The sequence below is a fragment of the Flavobacterium nackdongense genome (assembly GCF_004355225.1).
In the GTDB taxonomy this organism is placed as follows: domain Bacteria; phylum Bacteroidota; class Bacteroidia; order Flavobacteriales; family Flavobacteriaceae; genus Flavobacterium; species Flavobacterium nackdongense.
Map to the genome: position 1 here is coordinate 3,586,065 of NZ_CP037933.1, position 18,261 is coordinate 3,604,325.

Genomic DNA, 18,261 nt, shown 5'->3' on the forward strand with positions numbered 1-18,261 from the left:
ATCAAAAATCGCTAATCAGTAATCTTAAATCAATATTCCATCCATCACCTCCAGCATTATGGCGCAACCTTCCCGAATTTCATCTTCCGAAATGGTTAATGGTGGTGTAATTCTTATGGCATTGGCTTCGAATAAAAGCCAAAACAGAATCAATCCCTTGTCTTGGCATTTTAGAATCACTTCATTAGTAATCTCGGCGCTTTCTGTCATTGCTGCCAACATCAATCCTTTTCCTCGAATTTCTTTAATCAAAGGATGTACCAAAAGTGATTTGAAGAGCTTTTCTTTCTCTAAAGTTTCCGCCATTAAATTAGTTTCGGTAATTTCCTGCAAAGTGGCTAAGCAGGCTGCCGCAATGACAGGATGGCCACCAAAAGTCGTGATATGACCTAGTTTTGGATCGTGACTCAACAAGTCCATCATTTCAGACGAAGCGGTAAAAGCACCCACTGGCATTCCGGCACCCATTCCTTTTCCCATCACCACAATATCGGGGATGACATCGTAATTTTGGAATCCAAAAAGTTTTCCAGTTCGGCCAAAACCCGGCTGGATTTCGTCGAGAATCATCATCGCACCTACTTCGGTGCAACGTTCGCGAACTTTTTTAAGGAAATCGTTCTGAGGTTGAATAAATCCAGCACCACCTTGAATGGTTTCGAGTAGAATTCCGGCAGTTTTGGTGGTTATTTTTTCTAAATCGGCTTCGTTGTTGAAAGTGATAAAATCGACATCGGGAATCAACGGTCGAAAAATTTGTTTGCGTTCTTCGAATCCCATCACGCTCATCGAACCCATTGTATTGCCGTGATAGGCGTTATGGCAAGAAATCAATTGGCTTCTTCCTGTGGTTCTTCGGGCGAGTTTTAAAGCACCTTCAATAGCTTCTGTACCGGAATTGACCAAATAGGTTTTTTTTAATGGTTCAGGTAGGAACGAAGCCATCAATTTGCAATATTCGACTGCGGGACTTTGCGAATATTCGCCATAGACCATCACGTGTGAATATTTATCCAATTGGTCTTTTATCGCCTGATTGACTCTTGGCGGTTGGTGTCCAAGAGTGCAAGCCGAAACCCCAGCGACAAAATCCAAGTATTTTTTGTTGTTGGTGTCGAAAATATAAGACCCTTTGGCATGCGAAACCTTCATTCCTAAAGGATAAGGAGACGTTTGGGCTTGGTATTTTAGGAAATCGTTCACGTTGTTGTTTTTTTTTACCGCAAAGACGCAAGAACGCAAAGATTACGGAGTTTTGTTTGTTGATTGGATTGTAATTTTATTAAAACCTTTTTCCAGAGGAATTAAAACTTTGTTTTTCAAGTCTATTTTGTATTTGTAAGTAAAAAGACTGTCAGTCTCTTGTATTAGATTGTCTTTTTTTAAAGTGAGAATATTATCTTTAATTTCATAATTTCCTTTTTTATAACAAGTCCATTCCACTTGTTTAATTGTTATGACGAAACTTTCATTCTCATTAAGTGTTATTTGTTTATCATAAAAATGATCAACGTAGCCAATCAATACTGCATCTTTATTGTTTTCAGATTCATCTAATGGTTGAGTTATAAAAAATAAATTCAGAAGAAAAACTATTAAAATTATAATGTAAATTTTATAATCAAATTTTCTTTTAATTAAATCATATACTACTATGACTATTGAAGATAGGATAAAAATAAAACAAAGAAACAGCCATATTAATCCTTCAAACATTCCAGAACAATAATCTCCAAAATGGATGTACATTTTTATGGTTAATAAACCTAAAAAAGAAAGTATTCCATATTTGATATAATTGTTGTTCACTTTTTTAAATTTTTTTTCTTGAAACTTGTCATTCCGACGAAGGTGGCATCTCATCAATTGCTCTCGTTTGTTGGGATTGCTTCGCCTGTTCGCTGTTGCTCGAGTCCTCCTTCGTCGGAATGACAAATAAAGGGCATATTATTTCTGTAAAACTGCTATCTGCAACCTGCCACCTGCAATCTACTTTCTCTTCTTCTTATCGTAATTCAAAGTTTCCTTCCGGACTTTCATTGGGACATTTTCCTTGGCTTCTTCGTCTTTGCCTTGTTTGACCAGTTTGTCGTTTTCTATATTTTCTTCTGGCGGAAAAATATCGTCTTTCGATTTTATTCGTTCTTCGCCACGCCAGATCATTCCTCTCAGTTTTCTGTCGGGTTCAGGCAGGTCTTTTTCGGGATAAATCGTGCCTTCAACTTGCTTGAAAAAAGTGATGTCTTCTATTTCGTTTTTATCAAAAATGATATTGATTTTACTGCTCACATTTTTGTTGATACCAATGAGTTCTTGGGCATCATTTCGCATATAATAAATGACCTCGGTATTTTTTATGACATCTACTTCGTGGAGTTTTCCTTCCAAGAATTTACCAAACAGATTTTGACCCTTGACTTGGTTATAGCCCGTACCAATTGTGTCTTTCGAGATTATAAAAGTATTATTCAAGACTTTGAGCGAATCGAGTTTTTGGGTTTTCTTATCGCCAATGAGATGCATAATGTCACCGGTGATTTGGCTTTCACCGTTCCAAAGGATAGGGTTTCCAATTAGTTTTGTCAAAGCCGTTTTCGAATTAGAATGAATGGAATCACATTTGCCACTCATATCGGTTTTATAAAAACGTACGTTTTTGAAAGCGCGAATAATTCGGTTGCCTTCAGGACCAGTAACCATCAGTTTTTTTCCGTGGATATAAACCGAATCGTTTTCGACCAGATTAATCGCTACGGCTCTTTTGGTGACAAACATCGAGTCTTTGTTTTTATACAGTTCGGCGTAGTGTCCTTTCACAATCCCTTTGTTGATAGAGTCGGTAATTTTTACATTTCGGGTGGCAGATGCAAATTCTACATTGCGGTCATAATACAAACTATCGCCTTCAATCAATCGGTCGTCGTATTTGATGTAGGACTTTCGAAGAAAATGGGCTAGATTTTTTTTGGTATCATAAAAGCCTTTTTCGGTATAAATATAATTGGCTTTGCTAGTTATCGTCGAGGGTCCAAAAAGGTACGAATGTCCTGAATTAGTATAATAATCCAAGTGGTTTGATTTCATTACATACTTAGGATTTGTAATGGTAACAGCCGTCAGAAATTGGAACTTTTTCTCAGCAACATAGTATTTTCCCGATTTACTTTTTAGAATATTGTCTCTGTTGGTAATGGTTCCGTTGGTGTTGTAAAAAACTTCTTGGGTGTTGCGGTCAAAATTGATGGTATCGGTAACTAAAGTCGATTGTGGCGAACGCATTTTGGCATCACCAGTGGCAAAAGCTTTTTTCATATTACCATTGTATTCGGCGTATTTGCTATTCAAATACAAAGTATCACCTTGAACCAATTGCACATTTCCAAAGGCTTTGATGTAGTTTTCGTTTTGAAAATAATAGGCTTTGTTGCAGGTCATAATGATGCCGTCGTGGTTGATACGAACATTGCCAGTGAGCAAAGCCGCATCTGGAGCTTCGACTTGGTTGACATCAAAGAAATCAGAATTTTCAATGATAATTTTTTTTGGAGCTTGCGCCAAAAGGTTTTGGAAACTCAAAACTACCCAACAGCAACTAATGAAAAAGAAAAATTTATTCAATGGATGTATTTTTCGCCAAATTTAAGAAAAAGCAAACAACCCTAAACGATATTATGATTTATTTATAAGTGTATTTGTCAGTATTGCCACAATTTAATTCTTCCCACAAAGCCATAAATTTATAATGTTGAATTGGGTATTGCTTTTTTAAACCACATAGAAAAATCCGTATATTAAATTAATTTTTGAGGCGTTTCACTATGCACAGTGGCTCATAGTTTGTTAGATTAAAAAAGATTATTCTCCAATCTATGTTTAAATGAAATGCCTATGCAGACTTTTTCTTTAAATGTATTTCATTCTATGTGGTTTTAAAATTTTATAAGAGTTACAAGTAATTTTGAGTCTTAAAGGCAATTATCTACATTATTGTATAGGGCATTACTTTTTCAAACTACATAGAAAAGTTTTGGCATTCAATTAGTTGTTGAGACGTTTCATTTTGCATAGTGGCTCATAGTTTGGCTGATTAAAAAATCGATTATTCTCCATTCTTTGATTAAATGAAATGCCTATGCAGACTTTTTCTTTATATTTATTTCATTCTATGTGGTTTTAAAATTTTATAACAGATAAAAGTAATTTTGTGTCTTAATGGCAATTTCGATTTAGAAAAAAATTATCAACAAAAAGCAATACTGTTTCGTTGTAGTTCGAATTTTAGGGCATAGTTCTCGATAAATTTTGAAGAATTCTCAAATTGAAGTCAAAAAAAATGTATTTTTAGATGTTCTTAATTCATTTGAGTTGAATTTCATAATTAGGTATTAAAATCTGAAAAAATAATTTACTATGATAAAAAAAATAACTATTGTTGCAAGTATTAGCACAGTACTTTTGGCAACAGCTTGTAAAACATCAGCAGGAAAAATGGAAACAGAAAAAAAACAAACAGCACCTAATAAAGAAGTTGTTTATCAGGTATTTACTAGGTTGTTTGGCAATAAAAATACCACTAATAAACCTTGGGGAACCATCGAAGAAAATGGAGTAGGAAAGTTCAATGATTTTACGGACAAAGCCTTGAAAGAGCTTAAGGATTTGGGTGTAACGGCAGTTTGGTACACAGGAGTTCCGCATCACGCTTTGGTTCGCGATTACACTTCGATTGGCATTTCCAACGACGACCCTGAAGTGGTTAAAGGTCGTGCCGGTTCGCCCTATGCTGTGAAAGATTATTATAATGTAAACCCCGATTTGGCAGTAAATCCTGCGAATCGTTTGCAAGAATTTGAAGACCTGATTGCACGAACTCACAAAGCGGGAATGAAAGTCATAATTGATATTGTTCCCAATCATATTGCTCGAAAATACGAAGGAAAAAGCAATCCAAAAGGCGTAAAAGATTTTGGTGCCGATGATGATGTTTCGGTAGAATACAAAAGCGACAATAACTTTTATTATATCCCCAATACCCGTTTTGAAATACCTGATGCGGGTAAACCTTTAAACGGTGAAAGCAATCCACTAATTGACGGAAAATTTGAAGAATTCCCAGCAAAATGGACCGGTAACGGTTCGAGATTGGCAAAACCAGACAAAAACGATTGGTACGAAACGGTAAAAGTCAATTATGGAATTCGTCCCGATGGCTCCAAAGATTTTCCAGAACTTCCTTCAGGTTTTGATACCAAATCCTGTCAGGAACATTTCGATTTTTGGGCTGATAAAGAGGTGCCGAGTTCTTGGAAAAAATTTCGCGATATCGCTTTGTATTGGACAGCCAAAGGAGTAGATGGTTTCCGTTATGATATGGCCGAAATGGTGCCTTATGAGTTCTGGAGCTATATGAATTCGGCAATAAAAGTAAAGAATCCTGATGCTTTCTTGATGGCAGAAGTCTATAATCCGAATGAGTATCGAAATTATATTCGCCTCGGAAAAATGGATTATTTGTATGACAAAGTCGAAACTTACGATCATTTGAAAGCCGTGATTCAAGGAAAAACTTGGCCAGATGGACTTTCTGATATTCAGCATCGAATGGCTGATATTGAACATAATATGTTGAAGTTTTTAGACAATCACGATGAACAACGCTTGGCAAGTCCAGAATTTGCAGGAACGCCAGAAAAAGGAAAACCACTAATGGTGGTTTCTGCGACAATTAGTACGGCGCCAACAATGATTTATTTTGGTCAGGAAGTAGGAGAAGCTGGAAATGAAAACGCTGGTTTCGGAACACATTCTCGAACTTCAATTTTCGATTATATCGGAGTTCCCAATCATCAACGATGGATGAATGGTGGTGTTTTTGATGGAGGTCAACTTTCTCAAAGCGAAAAAGATTTGCGTGATTTTTACAAACGATTGTTGAATTTTTCTATCAGCAGTTCGGCTTTGATGGGCAAATTTCAAGAAATTCAAACGGCTAACCGAAACATTACACCCGGTTACGACATTGCCATTTATTCTTATGTTCGTTGGTCTGACACTCAAAAACTGATTGTGGTAACTAATTTTTATGCTGAGGCTTCCAGTAATTTCGAATTGCGAATCCCAGCTGATATTATCCAAAAATGGAATTTGAAAGATGGAACTTATGCCATCACCGATCAATTGTATCAAAAGAAAACGACGCAATTGAAGGTTGAAAACGGAGAAGGAAAAGCACAAATCAGCATTGGCCCTTCTGAATCGTTTATTTTTCAGTTGTAGATTTTTCAATCCTGTCAGGATTATGCAATGACAGGTAGTTTGTTTTAGTATTGAGATGTTTCGCTAGTAACAGTTTTAGTGAAATGAACTACAACGACCTGTCTAAATGCGTATAACCACCATCCACATAAATCAATTGACCTGTGGTGTGACTGGATTTATCAGAAAGTAAGAAAACCACCATATTGGCAATTTCTTCCACAGTAGTCATTCTATTTTCAAAAGGTATCGTATCGGTAATTTCTTTTAATTTTTCAGTAGGATTATCAAAAGTTTGCAACCAATTTTCATACAAAGGCGTATGACATTCTGCAACAATTAAAGCATTAACTCTTATTGAATAAGGTATTAATTCTACCGCCCATTCTCTTGTTAGTGCATTTCGCCCACCATTTGCAGCTGCATAAGCTGATGTTCCACCTTGACCTGTATCGGCAGTTTTTGACCCAATATTAATGATGCTTCCTTTTGATTTTTTTAATTCTGGCAAAGCGTGATGCGCCATTAAATAGTAATGCACTAAGTTTTTATGCAATGAAGCCATAAAGCTTTCGTAGTTTCCAGATTCTAATCCAACACTGTCGTTGGCTCCGGCATTATTAACTAATCCATCAATTCGGCCACAATTTAAGATGACTTCTTGTATTGCTTTTTCGCAATCGTTTGGATTTGAAAGTTCTGCTTGAGCACTTTTGGCTGTAAAACCCATTGCTTCAATTTCGGCTACTGCTTTAAGATTGTCTGCTTCTTTGCGACCAATTATAACAGGAATAGCGCCTTCTTGTGCCAATACTTTACATATTCCTAAACCAATACCTTTGGCCCCGCCAGTTACAATTACTACTTTGTCTTTTAAGTTTAAATTCATTTTTTTCTATTTTATAAATTATAAAATGCGATGGCATTGCCACCCCAAATTTTTTCTTGATCTTCCTTCGAGAATTTAGAATAATAATCAGCAACAATATCGAACGAATCTTTATAAGTTGCTGCCAACAAACTTACCGGCCAATCACTGCCAAATAGCAAACGATTGATTCCAAAAGCTTCGGTTACTACATCTAAACAATAGGTGAAATCGCTTGTTTTCCAATGTTTCCAATCGGCTTCGGTAACCAAACCCGAAACTTTGCAATATACATTGGGGCAAGATGCTATTTCTCGCATTCCTTTTTCCCAATCGGCAAAATCGGTTTGCTTGAAATTGGGTTTTGCCAAATGGTCGATGACAAATTTCTGATTGGGAAAGCGTTTTACAAACTCGAACGCCACGGGCAAATGTTTTGGAAAAATTAAAATATCATAGGTAAAATGATGCTTTTCTAATTGGGCAATTCCCTCGCAAAAAGCTGTACCCAAAAGGAAATTTTCATCCGCTTCTCCTTGTACAATATGCCGAAAACCTTTCAGTTTTTTGAACTGGGAAAAATAGTCTAATCTCGAAACTAAATCTGGACTTCGCAAATCAATCCAACCTACAACTCCTTTTATAAAGTCATTATTTTCAGCAAGTCCCAGCAAAAAATGGGTTTCTTCTTCGCTTTGATCGGCTTGTACGGCAATACAACCATCAACGTTATTTTCTTGCAATATTGGTTGCAAATCTTCAGGTAGAAAATCCCGCTGAATTACCTTCATATCATCAGTAATCCAAGCGTCTTTAACCGGATGGTATTTCCAAAAATGTTGGTGACTGTCTATTTTTTTCATTTGATAAAAAGTTTTTAAACACGAATTTCACGAATTTCACGAATTACCACGAATTTTTTGATACTTATTAAGGCTGTTTGTCACGCTGTAAGCGTCCCTACTCTCGAGTGTTTGAGATTCCTACGGAATGACAAATAGAAAAAACAAGTGTATGAAAAAAATCCGTGTAAATCTGTTTAATCCTTGAAATCCGTGGCCAATTAAAGCTCGAATATTTTCTCCATCAACATCCATTTCTCGCCCGGCTTTGCCCAAGGCAGTGCTTGCTGAAATTTCCACATCAAGTCTTCCCATTCTTGCACTTTGGGATTAGAAGCATCCGCAGCCGATTTTTTGTCAAACGAAAAGTCTTCGTTGGCTTCGATAATCATAAACATTCGGTTGCCCACATTGTAAATATCCAAAACCGTAATGCCTGATTCCTTGATACTTGCAATGATTTCTGGCCACACTTCTTGATGGTAAGCCTTGTATTGCGCCATTAATTGTGCATCGTCTTTCAGGTCTAATGCGAGACAGTATTTTTGCGTATTCATAACAATTTATTTTTTGATTTAAGATTTTTGATTAACGATTCTTGATTTAAGATTTTCTGATATCAATGAACCAGACAATTTATTCCAGTTTGGTATTAACGATGCTACATTTATCAAACTACTCAATTAGTCAATATTTAGCATAGCTCAATCCTAAATCAAAAATCGTTAATCTGCATTCAAGAATCAATATTCTACAATCTAAAATCTCTATTTGTAAGCTACCGCCACTTGTTTACTGCTTCCTAAACCTTCCATTCCTAATTCAACCACATCGCCTACTTTGATGTAAACTGGGTTTGGTTTAATGCCCAATCCAACTCCTGGAGGTGTTCCTGTGCTGATGACATCGCCTGGAAGTAAAGTCATAAACTGACTTAAATAATGCACCAAAAATGGAATTTTGAAAATTAAATTCGAGGTATTACTGTTCTGATATGTTTTTCCGTTTACGGTCAACCACATCGACAAATTATTTACATCTTCAATTTCATCGGTTGTTGCCATAAAGGGTCCAAGTGGTGCAAATGTGTCGCAACCTTTTCCTTTTGCCCATTGACCTCCACGTTCCAATTGATAGGCTCTTTCGCTATAATCGTTGTGCAAACAATAACCAGCTACATAATCCATCGCATCGGCTTCTGCAACATAACTTGCTTTTTTACCCACTACAAATGCCAACTCAATTTCCCAGTCGGTTTTTTCGCTGTTTTTTGGAATAACTAAATCATCATTCGGTCCACACAAAGCGGTTGTTGATTTGAAGAATATGATAGGCTCGTCGGGAATTGGTGCATTCGTTTCACGACAGTGATCGACATAATTCAATCCAATACAAATAATTTTTGAAGGTCTAGCCACTGCCGAACCCAAACGAACATCAGCATCCACTTCTGGCAAACTAGGATTGCTTTCTAAAGCTTTTTGTAATTTTTCTAATCCATTTTCTGCAAAAAAGGATTCGTTGTAATCGGTAACAATTGAAGAAACATCGAATCTTTTTTCTCCAATTAAAATGCCTGGTTTTTCTTGACCAGCTGCTCCAAAACGTATTAGTTTCATTTTTCTAAATTTTTATAAATATAATTAATTTCAAAAGTGTTTTTATTATTTCAATATCAATTCAACTACCGCAATCTCAACATTCGGTTTATTAACTGGTAAAGCCAAAACCAATTCGCCTTCTACTTTCTCTGAATCAGGTTGGTGCGACGATTTAGCAATGAATTTTATTTCTGAATTGTCGTGTAAAAATTGTGCATATTTAACTTTATCTTTCATATCCGCCAAGGCAATTTTACCCGTTGGATAGTTGATGAGGTGCAAATACAAGCGTCTAGTTTTTGGATTGTAGGTGTACAAGCAATTGGCAGGAAGTTTGAATTCCTCTGGAGCTTGGGTACATCCGTAAATAGAAGGACTGTTGTATTTCATCCATTCGCCCATTGATTTTAAGGCACTTTCGCTTCTGTAATCCAAATAGCCACGAGCTGTTGGACCCACATTCAGCAATAAATTGCCGCCTTTGCTCACATTTTCGATCAACATTGAAATGAGCTGACTTGGACTTTTCCAGTTTTTTTCATCGCGATAATAACCCCAAGACCCTGAAAAAGTCTGACAAGATTCCCAAGGCACTTTTTTGCCATCAACTTCTGGCCATTTGGCTGGCATATATTGTTCGGGTGTTACAAAATCCCAACCGCCTTCTACTTTGTTCAAATCCAAACGGTTGTTTACCATTATTTTGGGTTGTAATTTTCGTACTAATTTCAATAAATTTTCCGAATCCCATTCCTTATTCCCTTTTTCAGCATAAGAAAAATCAAACCACATTAAGCTAATTTCGCCATAATTAGTCAGCAATTCTGTAACCTGATTTTTCATATAGGCTCGGTATTTGTTCATATCCCGAGTTTTATTGATGCTGTCCATTTTAACTTTATTGTCTTTTGGTTTCAAAGGATGAAATTGGTCTAAGGTAAAATCAGGATGGTGCCAATCGATTAAGGAATAATAAAATCCAACTTTAATTCCTTCGGCGCGCATTGCATCGGCAACTTCTTTCAAAGCATCGCGTTTGAAAGGCGTGTTGGTAATTTTATAATCGGTAAACTTGCTGTCCCAGTTGCAAAAACCTTCGTGGTGTTTGGCGGTAATGACAAAATATTTCATTCCCGCTTCTTTTGCCATTCGTGCCCATTCTTTGGGTTGAAACAAATCGGGATTGTACAATTCAAAATACTTTTGGTAGTCTTCGTCAGTAATTTTTTCGTTACTACGAACCCATTCGTGGCGTGCTGGCATTGCATACAATCCCCAGTGACAGAACATTCCGAAACGCGCTTCTGTCCACCATTTCATTCGTTCGGTTTTTTGCTCGGGCGTTTCTTTAGGAAGCTGCGCTTGTGCATTTCCAAGAAATAATAAAAAGATTGCAATTGTTAAAAGAAGTTTTTTCATTTTGGTTATAAATTTTAAAATTAGTTGCTATTCTACTACATAAATCGTCGCCGTTCTTGCGCCGTGAGCACCAATGACTAATGACTGTTCGATATCGGCAGTTTTAGATGGTCCGGCGATGAAAACACCAAAACCTTCTTTGGCAATATCAATTTGCTGATAGGCGTGATGCATTGTAGTTACGATGTCTTTTTTATGGATAACCAACATCAAATGCTGACAAATAAAGGGCAATAATCGATTCCCCATTTGGCTTTCATACAACCAAACCGAACCATTTTCAGCAACACCTAGCGTGGCTCTGAGATAGACTTTTTCTAATTTTTCTAATTCGAAAGACGTTAGCATTACAATTTGCTTGTCAACATCGTCAATCATATTGATTACCAGTTGTCCGCTGGCTTTATCTTTTTGAATTTGATTATTTAAAATGGCAATATCAGACAGCAATTCAACTTTTCCGCCAATTCCTTCCAGCACTTTTTTAAATTGAGTATAATTATCTTCGTAACTTATTACGGTATCTAAATCGATGGTTGGCGGCGCAACCAAATCCGGTTGGTTGGCTGCAATAGCATTTAGTATTTTATCTCTTGAACTCATTGTTACTCCTAATTTTTTTGTGAATTACCGTTTTTCTTATACCAATCTCGGAAAGATTCCTTGGGCGGTTTTGGCATTTCTCGTTGTTTGTACCAAGGATTCAATTGGTTATTGGTAATAAATGGTACAACACGCATTACCCATCGTCCGATTTTTCCTGTAAGACGGTAAATGGCTGGATACGAAAACAACACCGCCATTCCGTTCATACCGATTTTTTTAGTAGTATCGACATAGCCATTTTTCACAATTTCTTGTCGCCACTTCCACAATTGCTCGTGTATATTGATTTTTACGGGACAAACATTGGTACAACTACCACAAAGTGTGGAGGCAAAAGGCAAATCAGAATTGGCTTTCATATCCAAATTAGGATTCAAAATAGAGCCAATTGGTCCCGCCGTTGAAGTGTGGTAACTGTGTCCGCCACTTCTTCGATACACTGGGCAGGTATTGAAACAAGCTGCACAACGAATGCATTTCAGCGAATTTCTAAAATCTTCTCGACCTAATTGTGTGCTGCGACCATTATCGACAATCACAATGTGCATTTCTTGACCGTCTCGTGGCTTTTGAAAATGACTCGAAAAAGTAGTAATCGGTTGACCGGTAGCACTTCGAGCCAATAATCGGAGGAAAACTGCCAAATGTTCAGCTTTCGGAATAATTTTTTCGAAACCCATACAAGCAATATGAACCGCAGCACTGTGCGCACCCATATCGGCGTTGCCTTCGTTGGTACAAACCACAAATCCGCCCGTTTCGGCAATGGCAAAATTGACTCCTGTAATCGATAATTCAGATTCTACAAACTTATCCCGCAAATGTCCGCGAGCCGCTTCGGTTAAATATTGTGGGTCGTTGTTGCCTTTTTCGGTGTTTAAATGTTCGTGAAAAGTTTCGCTTACATCCTGTTTTTTCAGGTGAATGGCCGGCAAAACGATATGACTTGGCGCTTCTTTTCGAAATTGCACGATGCGTTCGCCAAGGTCAGAATCGACTACTTCAATACCTCGATGTTCTAAATAATCGTTCAAATGACATTCTTCGGTAAGCATACTTTTGCTCTTCACAATCCGTTGAATGTTGTTTTTTTGAATGATTTTATGAATAATTTGGTTGTGTTCTTCGCCTGTTGCTGCCCAGTGAATTTGAATGCCATTGGCAGTAGCTTTTTCTTCGAATTCTTTTAAATATTGCGATAAATTCGAGAGCGAATGATTCTTTATTTGAGAACCCCATTCGCGCAAATCTTCCCATTCTGGAATACCGTGTACCGCTTTGTCTCGTTTTTCACGAACAAACCAAAGTGTTTCGTCGTGCCAATTGGTTCTTGGCTCGTCGGTGATAAATTGTTCTGCTAAGTCAGCGTGTTTTGGTGTCATAATTATTGTTTTCCTCACCCCAGCCCTCTCCAAAAAACAGCGAAATGAGCCTGAGTTATATTTGTTTACTTTTCTTCTAATTTAACCTTGGACTTAATTTTTAAACGCATAGAAACATAGCTTTTATTGAATTAATTGAGACACTTCATTTTAGATAGTATAACATAGCTATGAGAAAACCAAGAATTGGTCTATCTTTTCTTTTTTCTATGTTTCTATGCGTTTCATTTTTTAATTATACTTAACCATTTAAATTCATTACAAACTACTATTCAATATTTCCGCAATATGAATGGTTTTTATTTTATTTCCTTGACGGTTTAGAATCCCTTCGAGATGCATCAAGCAACTAGAGTCAACGCCGGTGATGTAATCTACATCGTTGGCTTGGTGTTCGCTGATTCTATCTTTCCCCATTTTGACACTAACCGCCTCTTCGAATACGCAAAAAGTACCACCGAAACCGCAACATTCGTCGTTGCGTTTGGGCTTTATCAATTGAATATCTTGCACCATATTCAGTAAATCTTGTGGTTTTGAAAAGGCTGGCAACACGCGTTCTGACATCGACGAAAGGTTCAACATTCGCTGTCCGTGGCAACTGTTATGCAATCCTACTTTGAATGGAAAACGAGCGTTTATGTTTTTTACTTTCAAAATATCGGTCAAAAACTCTGTCAATTCATACACTGAATTTCTAATTTTTTCTGCTTCTAAAGGATTTTTGTCGTCGTGCAAATGTTCTTTTACGTGCAAAACACAACTTCCTGAAGGCGCAACTATGTAATCAAAACCACGAAAGTTTTTTACAAAATTGGCATCGCAACCTTTGCTTAAACTTGCAAAACCGCTATTTGCCATTGGCTGACCACAACAAGTTTGCTCCAACGGAAATGAAACATCGCAACCCAATTTCTCCAATAATTGCAACGATGCAATGCCGACATTGGGATAAAACTGGTCGATGTAACAAGGAATGAATAAGGCTACTTTCATCAGTATTTCACTAGTTAGTTATTATTTTTTTTAACACATAGAAACATAGAACTTGTCAATGGTTAAAAGGCGTTTCACTTTTTTTAAGAAAAGCATAGCTACTGTGAACCCTTGGAGAGGGCTATCTAACTCTTCTTTTCTATGTTTCTATGTGTTTAAATTATTTTCTTACCTAAAAAAATCTAAAACTTTAGTTATTTAATTTTATAAAACCGCCATCAATAGGATAATCGCAGCCTGTTATAAATCCAGATTCGTCGCTACATAAGAACAAAGCTAATGCTGCGACTTCGTCTGGTTTTCCCATACGTCCAATGGGTTGTGATTTGGATAATTTATCAAACATTTCTGCTTGGTTATCAGGATAATTTTTAGCAATAAATCCATCGACAAAAGGCGTATGCACGCGTGCTGGCGAAATGGAATTGCAACGAATATTTTCGCTCATATAATCTCTGGCTACCGATAATGTCATTGCCATAACTGCCCCTTTAGCAGTAGAATACGCAAATCGATCTGGAATTCCGACCCAAGCGGCGATCGAGGCCATATTAAGAATAACACCACCATTTGACAATCGCATTTGCGGAATCGAAGCATACAAACAGTTGTAAACACCTTTGACATTGACATTCATTATTCGGTCAAAATCCGCTTCAGGCGTCGTATCTACTTTTCCAACGTGGGCAATTCCGGCATTGTTAACCAAAATATCTATGGCGCCAATTTTTTCGAAAACGGCAACAACCGCTTCGTGATTGGCTACATTGCAAGCGTGCGAAATTACTTTTCCGCCATTGGCACTTATTTCTGAAACCGCCTCTTGAGCACTTTCTACGGTTAATTCGATGATGTGTACTTCGGCGCCTTGTTTGGCAAACAAAACCGAAATGGCTTTGCCAATACCGCTTCCGCCGCCTGTAACTACTGCTTTTTTATTTTGTAATGAGAACATTTTATTAGGATGTTAAGTTTAAATTATGATCTTTAGTTTTAAACCATTAAGAAATTAAGGTAATTAAGTCTTAAAGACCTTAATTTCTTAATGGTTTAAATTATTTTGTTTGGATTTAATTGTAAAACCATTTTATAGTGAAACTCCCCGTTTCCACGGAATAAAATCGTCTTGGTTTAACTGCACTGCTTTTGGAATAATTTCGCCACTTGCGGCTTTGATGCAATAATCCAAAATAGCTTCACCCATTTCTTCGATAGTTTTTTCGCCACTAATAACTGGTCCACAGTCAATATCGATAATATCGCTCATTTTATTCGCTAAAATAGAATTGGTAGCGACTTTTATTACTGGACAAACAGGGTTTCCTGTTGGCGTTCCCAAACCTGTGGTAAACAAAATTAAAGTTGCTCCAGCGGCTGCTTTTCCGGTGGTTGCTTCTACATCATTTCCGGGTGTGCAAACCAAGCTTAATCCTGGTTTTGTTGCCAATTCGGTGTAGTCCAAAACATCGACTACTGGCGCCGTTCCGCCTTTTTTGGCAGCACCAGCACTTTTTATCGCATCTGTAATCAAACCGTCTTTTATGTTTCCAGGAGACGGATTCATATGAAAACCAGAACCTACTTTGTGAGCCAAATCGTCGTACGAACGCATTAAATTGATGAATTTTTGTGCAGCTGCTTCGGTTTCGCAACGATCGATTAGGTTTTGCTCGACACCACACAATTCAGGGAATTCAGCAAGGAGTACTTTTCCGCCAAGGGCAACTACCAAATCGGCAGTGTAACCCACGGCAGGATTGGCAGAAACACCGCTAAAACCATCGCTAGCACCACATTTTACGCCAATACACAATTCGCTTAAAGGTTGTGGCGTTCTTTCTAATTTGTTGATTTCGATAAGTCCCGAAAATGTTTTTTTGATGGCTTCGGCAATTAATTGTTCTTCGCTTTGGGCATTTTGTTGTTCGAAAATTAGTAAAGGTTTATCGAATAATGGATTTTGTTTGAGGACATCATTTTTAAAATCGGCTACTTGCAAATGCTGACAACCCAAACTCAAAACTGTAATTCCAGCTACATTTGGGTGATTGGCATAGGATGCTAACAACGAACTAAGTGTTGCCGAATCTTGGCGCGTTCCACCACAACCTCCTTGATGGTTTAGGAATTTTATACCATCTACATTTTTGAAAATGCGATTTGAATTGGCAGTTGGCATTAAATCTGTACCAATATTTTCTACATCGACTCCGTTTTTGTACGCTTCTAAAAGTTGGTGCGTGTAAGTGGTATATTTGTCACTTACAGAATAGCCCAACTCATTGTGCAAAGCTTCTTTAATAACATCGAGATTTCGGTTTTCGCAAAAAACAGTCGGAACAAATAACCAATAATTGGCAGTACCTACGCGACCATCTTTTCTTTTAAATCCGTTGAAAGTGCTGTTTTTGTATTTCGAAATATCGGGCGTTTGCCAAGTATAATCAAAAGAACGATAATCAAAAGGTTCGGCGGCGTGTTTCAAATTGTCGGTAGTCATTAAGCTTCCTTTGGCAACATTCGTTTGTACTTTTCCAACCAAAACACCGTACATAAAAATTTCATCACCCAAATGGAAATCGGACATATAAAATTTATGTTTGGCTTTGATTACATCTTGCATTTCGAAAGATTCATTTTCGAAAACTACTATTTTTCCTTTTTCTAAATCGGTTAATGCTACCAAAACATTGTCTTTTGGATCTAATTTAACCACTATTTTTTTTAATTCGTTTTGTGACATTTTGTATATCTAAATGTTAAGCTTTGTACCCTTTCGGCATAATTTATTTTTTATTTTTTTAAAACATAGAAACATAGATTTTGTAAATTTTAAAAGACGTTTCACTTTTTTTAAGAAAATCATAGCTATGTGAACCCATTAAAAATGGACTATAAATTTCTTATTTTCTATGTATCTATGTGTTTAATTTTTAAAATTATTTATTATTAATCATAAACAACTATTTAGGCTTTGTCTGTTTTGTGTACGTTAAATGCGAATAATAAAATGACTAAAAAGCAAACTAACGGCACGATATAACCGTATTGAATACTCGCAGTTTGGTCGGAAATGATTCCTAAAACAGGTGGCAAAAAGGCACCGCCTACAATCGACATTACGATTAAGGAAGAACCAATTTTAGTGTTGTGTCCCAAGCCGTCAATTCCCATTGAGAATATTGTTGGAAACATAATACTCATAAAAAACGCAATAGCAATTAAACTATAAACAACCAACATTCCTGTCCCTGTTATGGCGATAACTGTAAGCGCAATATTGATTAAAGTATAAATAATTAAAAGTTTTCGGGGATTGATGTATTGCATTAAAAACGTCCCAAAGAAACGTCCCAACATAAATGCCAAACCAAAAAATCCTAAAAACTTGGCTGCAGAATCTTCGTCAATTCCAGCCGAAGTGGTTGCCATTTTAATGAAAAAACTACCCACACAAACTTGCGCTCCCACATAAAAAAATTGTGCTAAAATTCCCCATCGCAAACGCATTGATTTTAACGCACCACCAAAACTAGCGCCGTCAGCACCATCGACATCTTCGTCTTTCACATCGGGCATATTGGTAAAATAAAAAATTACGGCTACAGCTAAAATGATGATTCCCAAAATAAGATAAGGCATTTTTACGCTATCCGCTTCCGAGACGATATAGGCGTTTTTTATGGCAGGTGTCATTGCTTCGATTTGGGCTTGGGTGTAATTTTTATCAGATAAAATAAGCGGTCCAACAAAGGCTGGAGCGATAAAAGCTGCTAAACCGTTAAAAGATTGAGAAAAATTTAAACGTTTGGTCGCTGTTTCAGCGGGACCTAAAATGGTGACATAAGGATTTGCAGCTGTTTCTAGAAAAGTTAGACCACAAGCAATAACAAATAAGGCAGCTAGAAAATAACTGTACTGCAATGAATTTGCTGCTGGAACAAAAAGAATAGAACCAATTCCGAAAAGGATTAATCCTAACATAATTCCTGCTTTATAACCATATTTTCGCATAATGTAACCCGCAGGCAACGCCATAACGAAATAGGCAATAAACACAGATGAATCGACCAAAGACGATTGCAAATCAGAAAGGTTAAATGCTTTTCGCAAATGCGGAATCAGAATAGGATCTAAATTGTGGACAAATCCCCAGAAAAAGAATAAACTAGTTACCAGTACAAATGGGAAAATCCATTTTTTAGAATCAGAGGAAATGTGCGGGTTTTTCCCACTTGGATGAGGTGCTACTGCCACGGTTTGTATATTAAATTGTTACTTGATTAAAAGTA

Annotated in this window: 15 protein-coding genes; 1 reads left to right on the top strand and 14 read right to left on the bottom strand. The window is 37.0% G+C overall.

The genetic code is table 11. The features are described 5' to 3' along the window. Positions 1–24: 24 nt before the first annotated feature. From E1750_RS15410 to E1750_RS15420, 3 genes are all read right to left on the bottom strand, one after another. On the bottom strand, positions 25–1,152 hold the full coding sequence (locus E1750_RS15410) for an aspartate aminotransferase family protein (protein WP_133278165.1): 1,128 nt from the start codon (positions 1,150–1,152) through the stop codon (positions 25–27). 93 nt (positions 1,153–1,245) lie between these two features. Then, entirely contained in the window at positions 1,246–1,809 is a 564-nt protein-coding gene (locus E1750_RS15415) for a hypothetical protein (protein WP_133277629.1), read from the bottom strand. 180 nt (positions 1,810–1,989) lie between these two features. After that, complete coding sequence (locus E1750_RS15420; protein ID WP_133277630.1) at positions 1,990–3,618, bottom strand: OstA-like protein; 1,629 nt, start codon at positions 3,616–3,618, stop codon at positions 1,990–1,992. Positions 3,619–4,410: 792 nt separating this feature from the next. Here E1750_RS15420 and E1750_RS15425 point away from each other — a divergent pair. Then, positions 4,411–6,276 (top strand): alpha-amylase family glycosyl hydrolase, encoded by a 1,866-nt coding sequence (locus E1750_RS15425; RefSeq protein ID WP_133277631.1) that lies wholly within the window; start codon positions 4,411–4,413, stop codon positions 6,274–6,276. A gap of 88 nt (positions 6,277–6,364) precedes the next feature. Here the strand turns inward: E1750_RS15425 and E1750_RS15430 are convergent, their stop codons facing one another. The 11 genes from E1750_RS15430 to fucP all read right to left on the bottom strand — a co-directional run bounded on the left by E1750_RS15430 (position 6,365) and on the right by fucP (position 18,226). After that, a complete protein-coding gene (locus E1750_RS15430; protein WP_133277632.1) occupies positions 6,365–7,144 on the bottom strand; it encodes an SDR family oxidoreductase in 780 nt (259 codons plus the stop codon). Between the two features lie 11 nt (positions 7,145–7,155). Then, positions 7,156–7,986: an amidohydrolase family protein gene (locus E1750_RS15435; RefSeq protein WP_133277633.1), complete on the bottom strand. Its 831-nt coding sequence runs from the start codon at positions 7,984–7,986 to the stop codon at positions 7,156–7,158. Between the two features lie 200 nt (positions 7,987–8,186). Beyond that, entirely contained in the window at positions 8,187–8,522 is a 336-nt protein-coding gene (locus tag E1750_RS15440; RefSeq protein WP_133277634.1) for an L-rhamnose mutarotase, read from the bottom strand. 210 nt (positions 8,523–8,732) lie between these two features. Continuing rightward, positions 8,733–9,584, bottom strand: coding sequence for a fumarylacetoacetate hydrolase family protein (locus E1750_RS15445; RefSeq protein ID WP_133277635.1), 852 nt, complete (start codon positions 9,582–9,584; stop codon positions 8,733–8,735). A gap of 45 nt (positions 9,585–9,629) precedes the next feature. Continuing rightward, on the bottom strand, positions 9,630–10,985 hold the full coding sequence (locus E1750_RS15450; protein ID WP_133277636.1) for an alpha-L-fucosidase: 1,356 nt from the start codon (positions 10,983–10,985) through the stop codon (positions 9,630–9,632). Positions 10,986–11,012: 27 nt separating this feature from the next. Continuing rightward, positions 11,013–11,588, bottom strand: coding sequence for a LutC/YkgG family protein (locus E1750_RS15455; RefSeq protein ID WP_133277637.1), 576 nt, complete (start codon positions 11,586–11,588; stop codon positions 11,013–11,015). A gap of 8 nt (positions 11,589–11,596) precedes the next feature. Beyond that, positions 11,597–12,973, bottom strand: a complete 1,377-nt coding sequence (locus E1750_RS15460; RefSeq protein WP_133277638.1) for a lactate utilization protein B — start codon at positions 12,971–12,973, stop codon at positions 11,597–11,599. A 258-nt stretch (positions 12,974–13,231) separates the two neighbouring features. Then, a complete protein-coding gene (locus tag E1750_RS15465; RefSeq protein WP_133277639.1) occupies positions 13,232–13,969 on the bottom strand; it encodes a (Fe-S)-binding protein in 738 nt (245 codons plus the stop codon). Positions 13,970–14,159: 190 nt separating this feature from the next. Beyond that, positions 14,160–14,924: an SDR family NAD(P)-dependent oxidoreductase gene (locus E1750_RS15470; protein ID WP_133277640.1), complete on the bottom strand. Its 765-nt coding sequence runs from the start codon at positions 14,922–14,924 to the stop codon at positions 14,160–14,162. 132 nt (positions 14,925–15,056) lie between these two features. Next, on the bottom strand, positions 15,057–16,712 hold the full coding sequence (locus E1750_RS15475; protein WP_133277641.1) for a UxaA family hydrolase: 1,656 nt from the start codon (positions 16,710–16,712) through the stop codon (positions 15,057–15,059). Positions 16,713–16,936: 224 nt separating this feature from the next. Further along, entirely contained in the window at positions 16,937–18,226 is a 1,290-nt protein-coding gene (fucP, locus tag E1750_RS15480) for an L-fucose:H+ symporter permease (protein WP_227873908.1), read from the bottom strand. Positions 18,227–18,261: the final 35 nt, after the last annotated feature.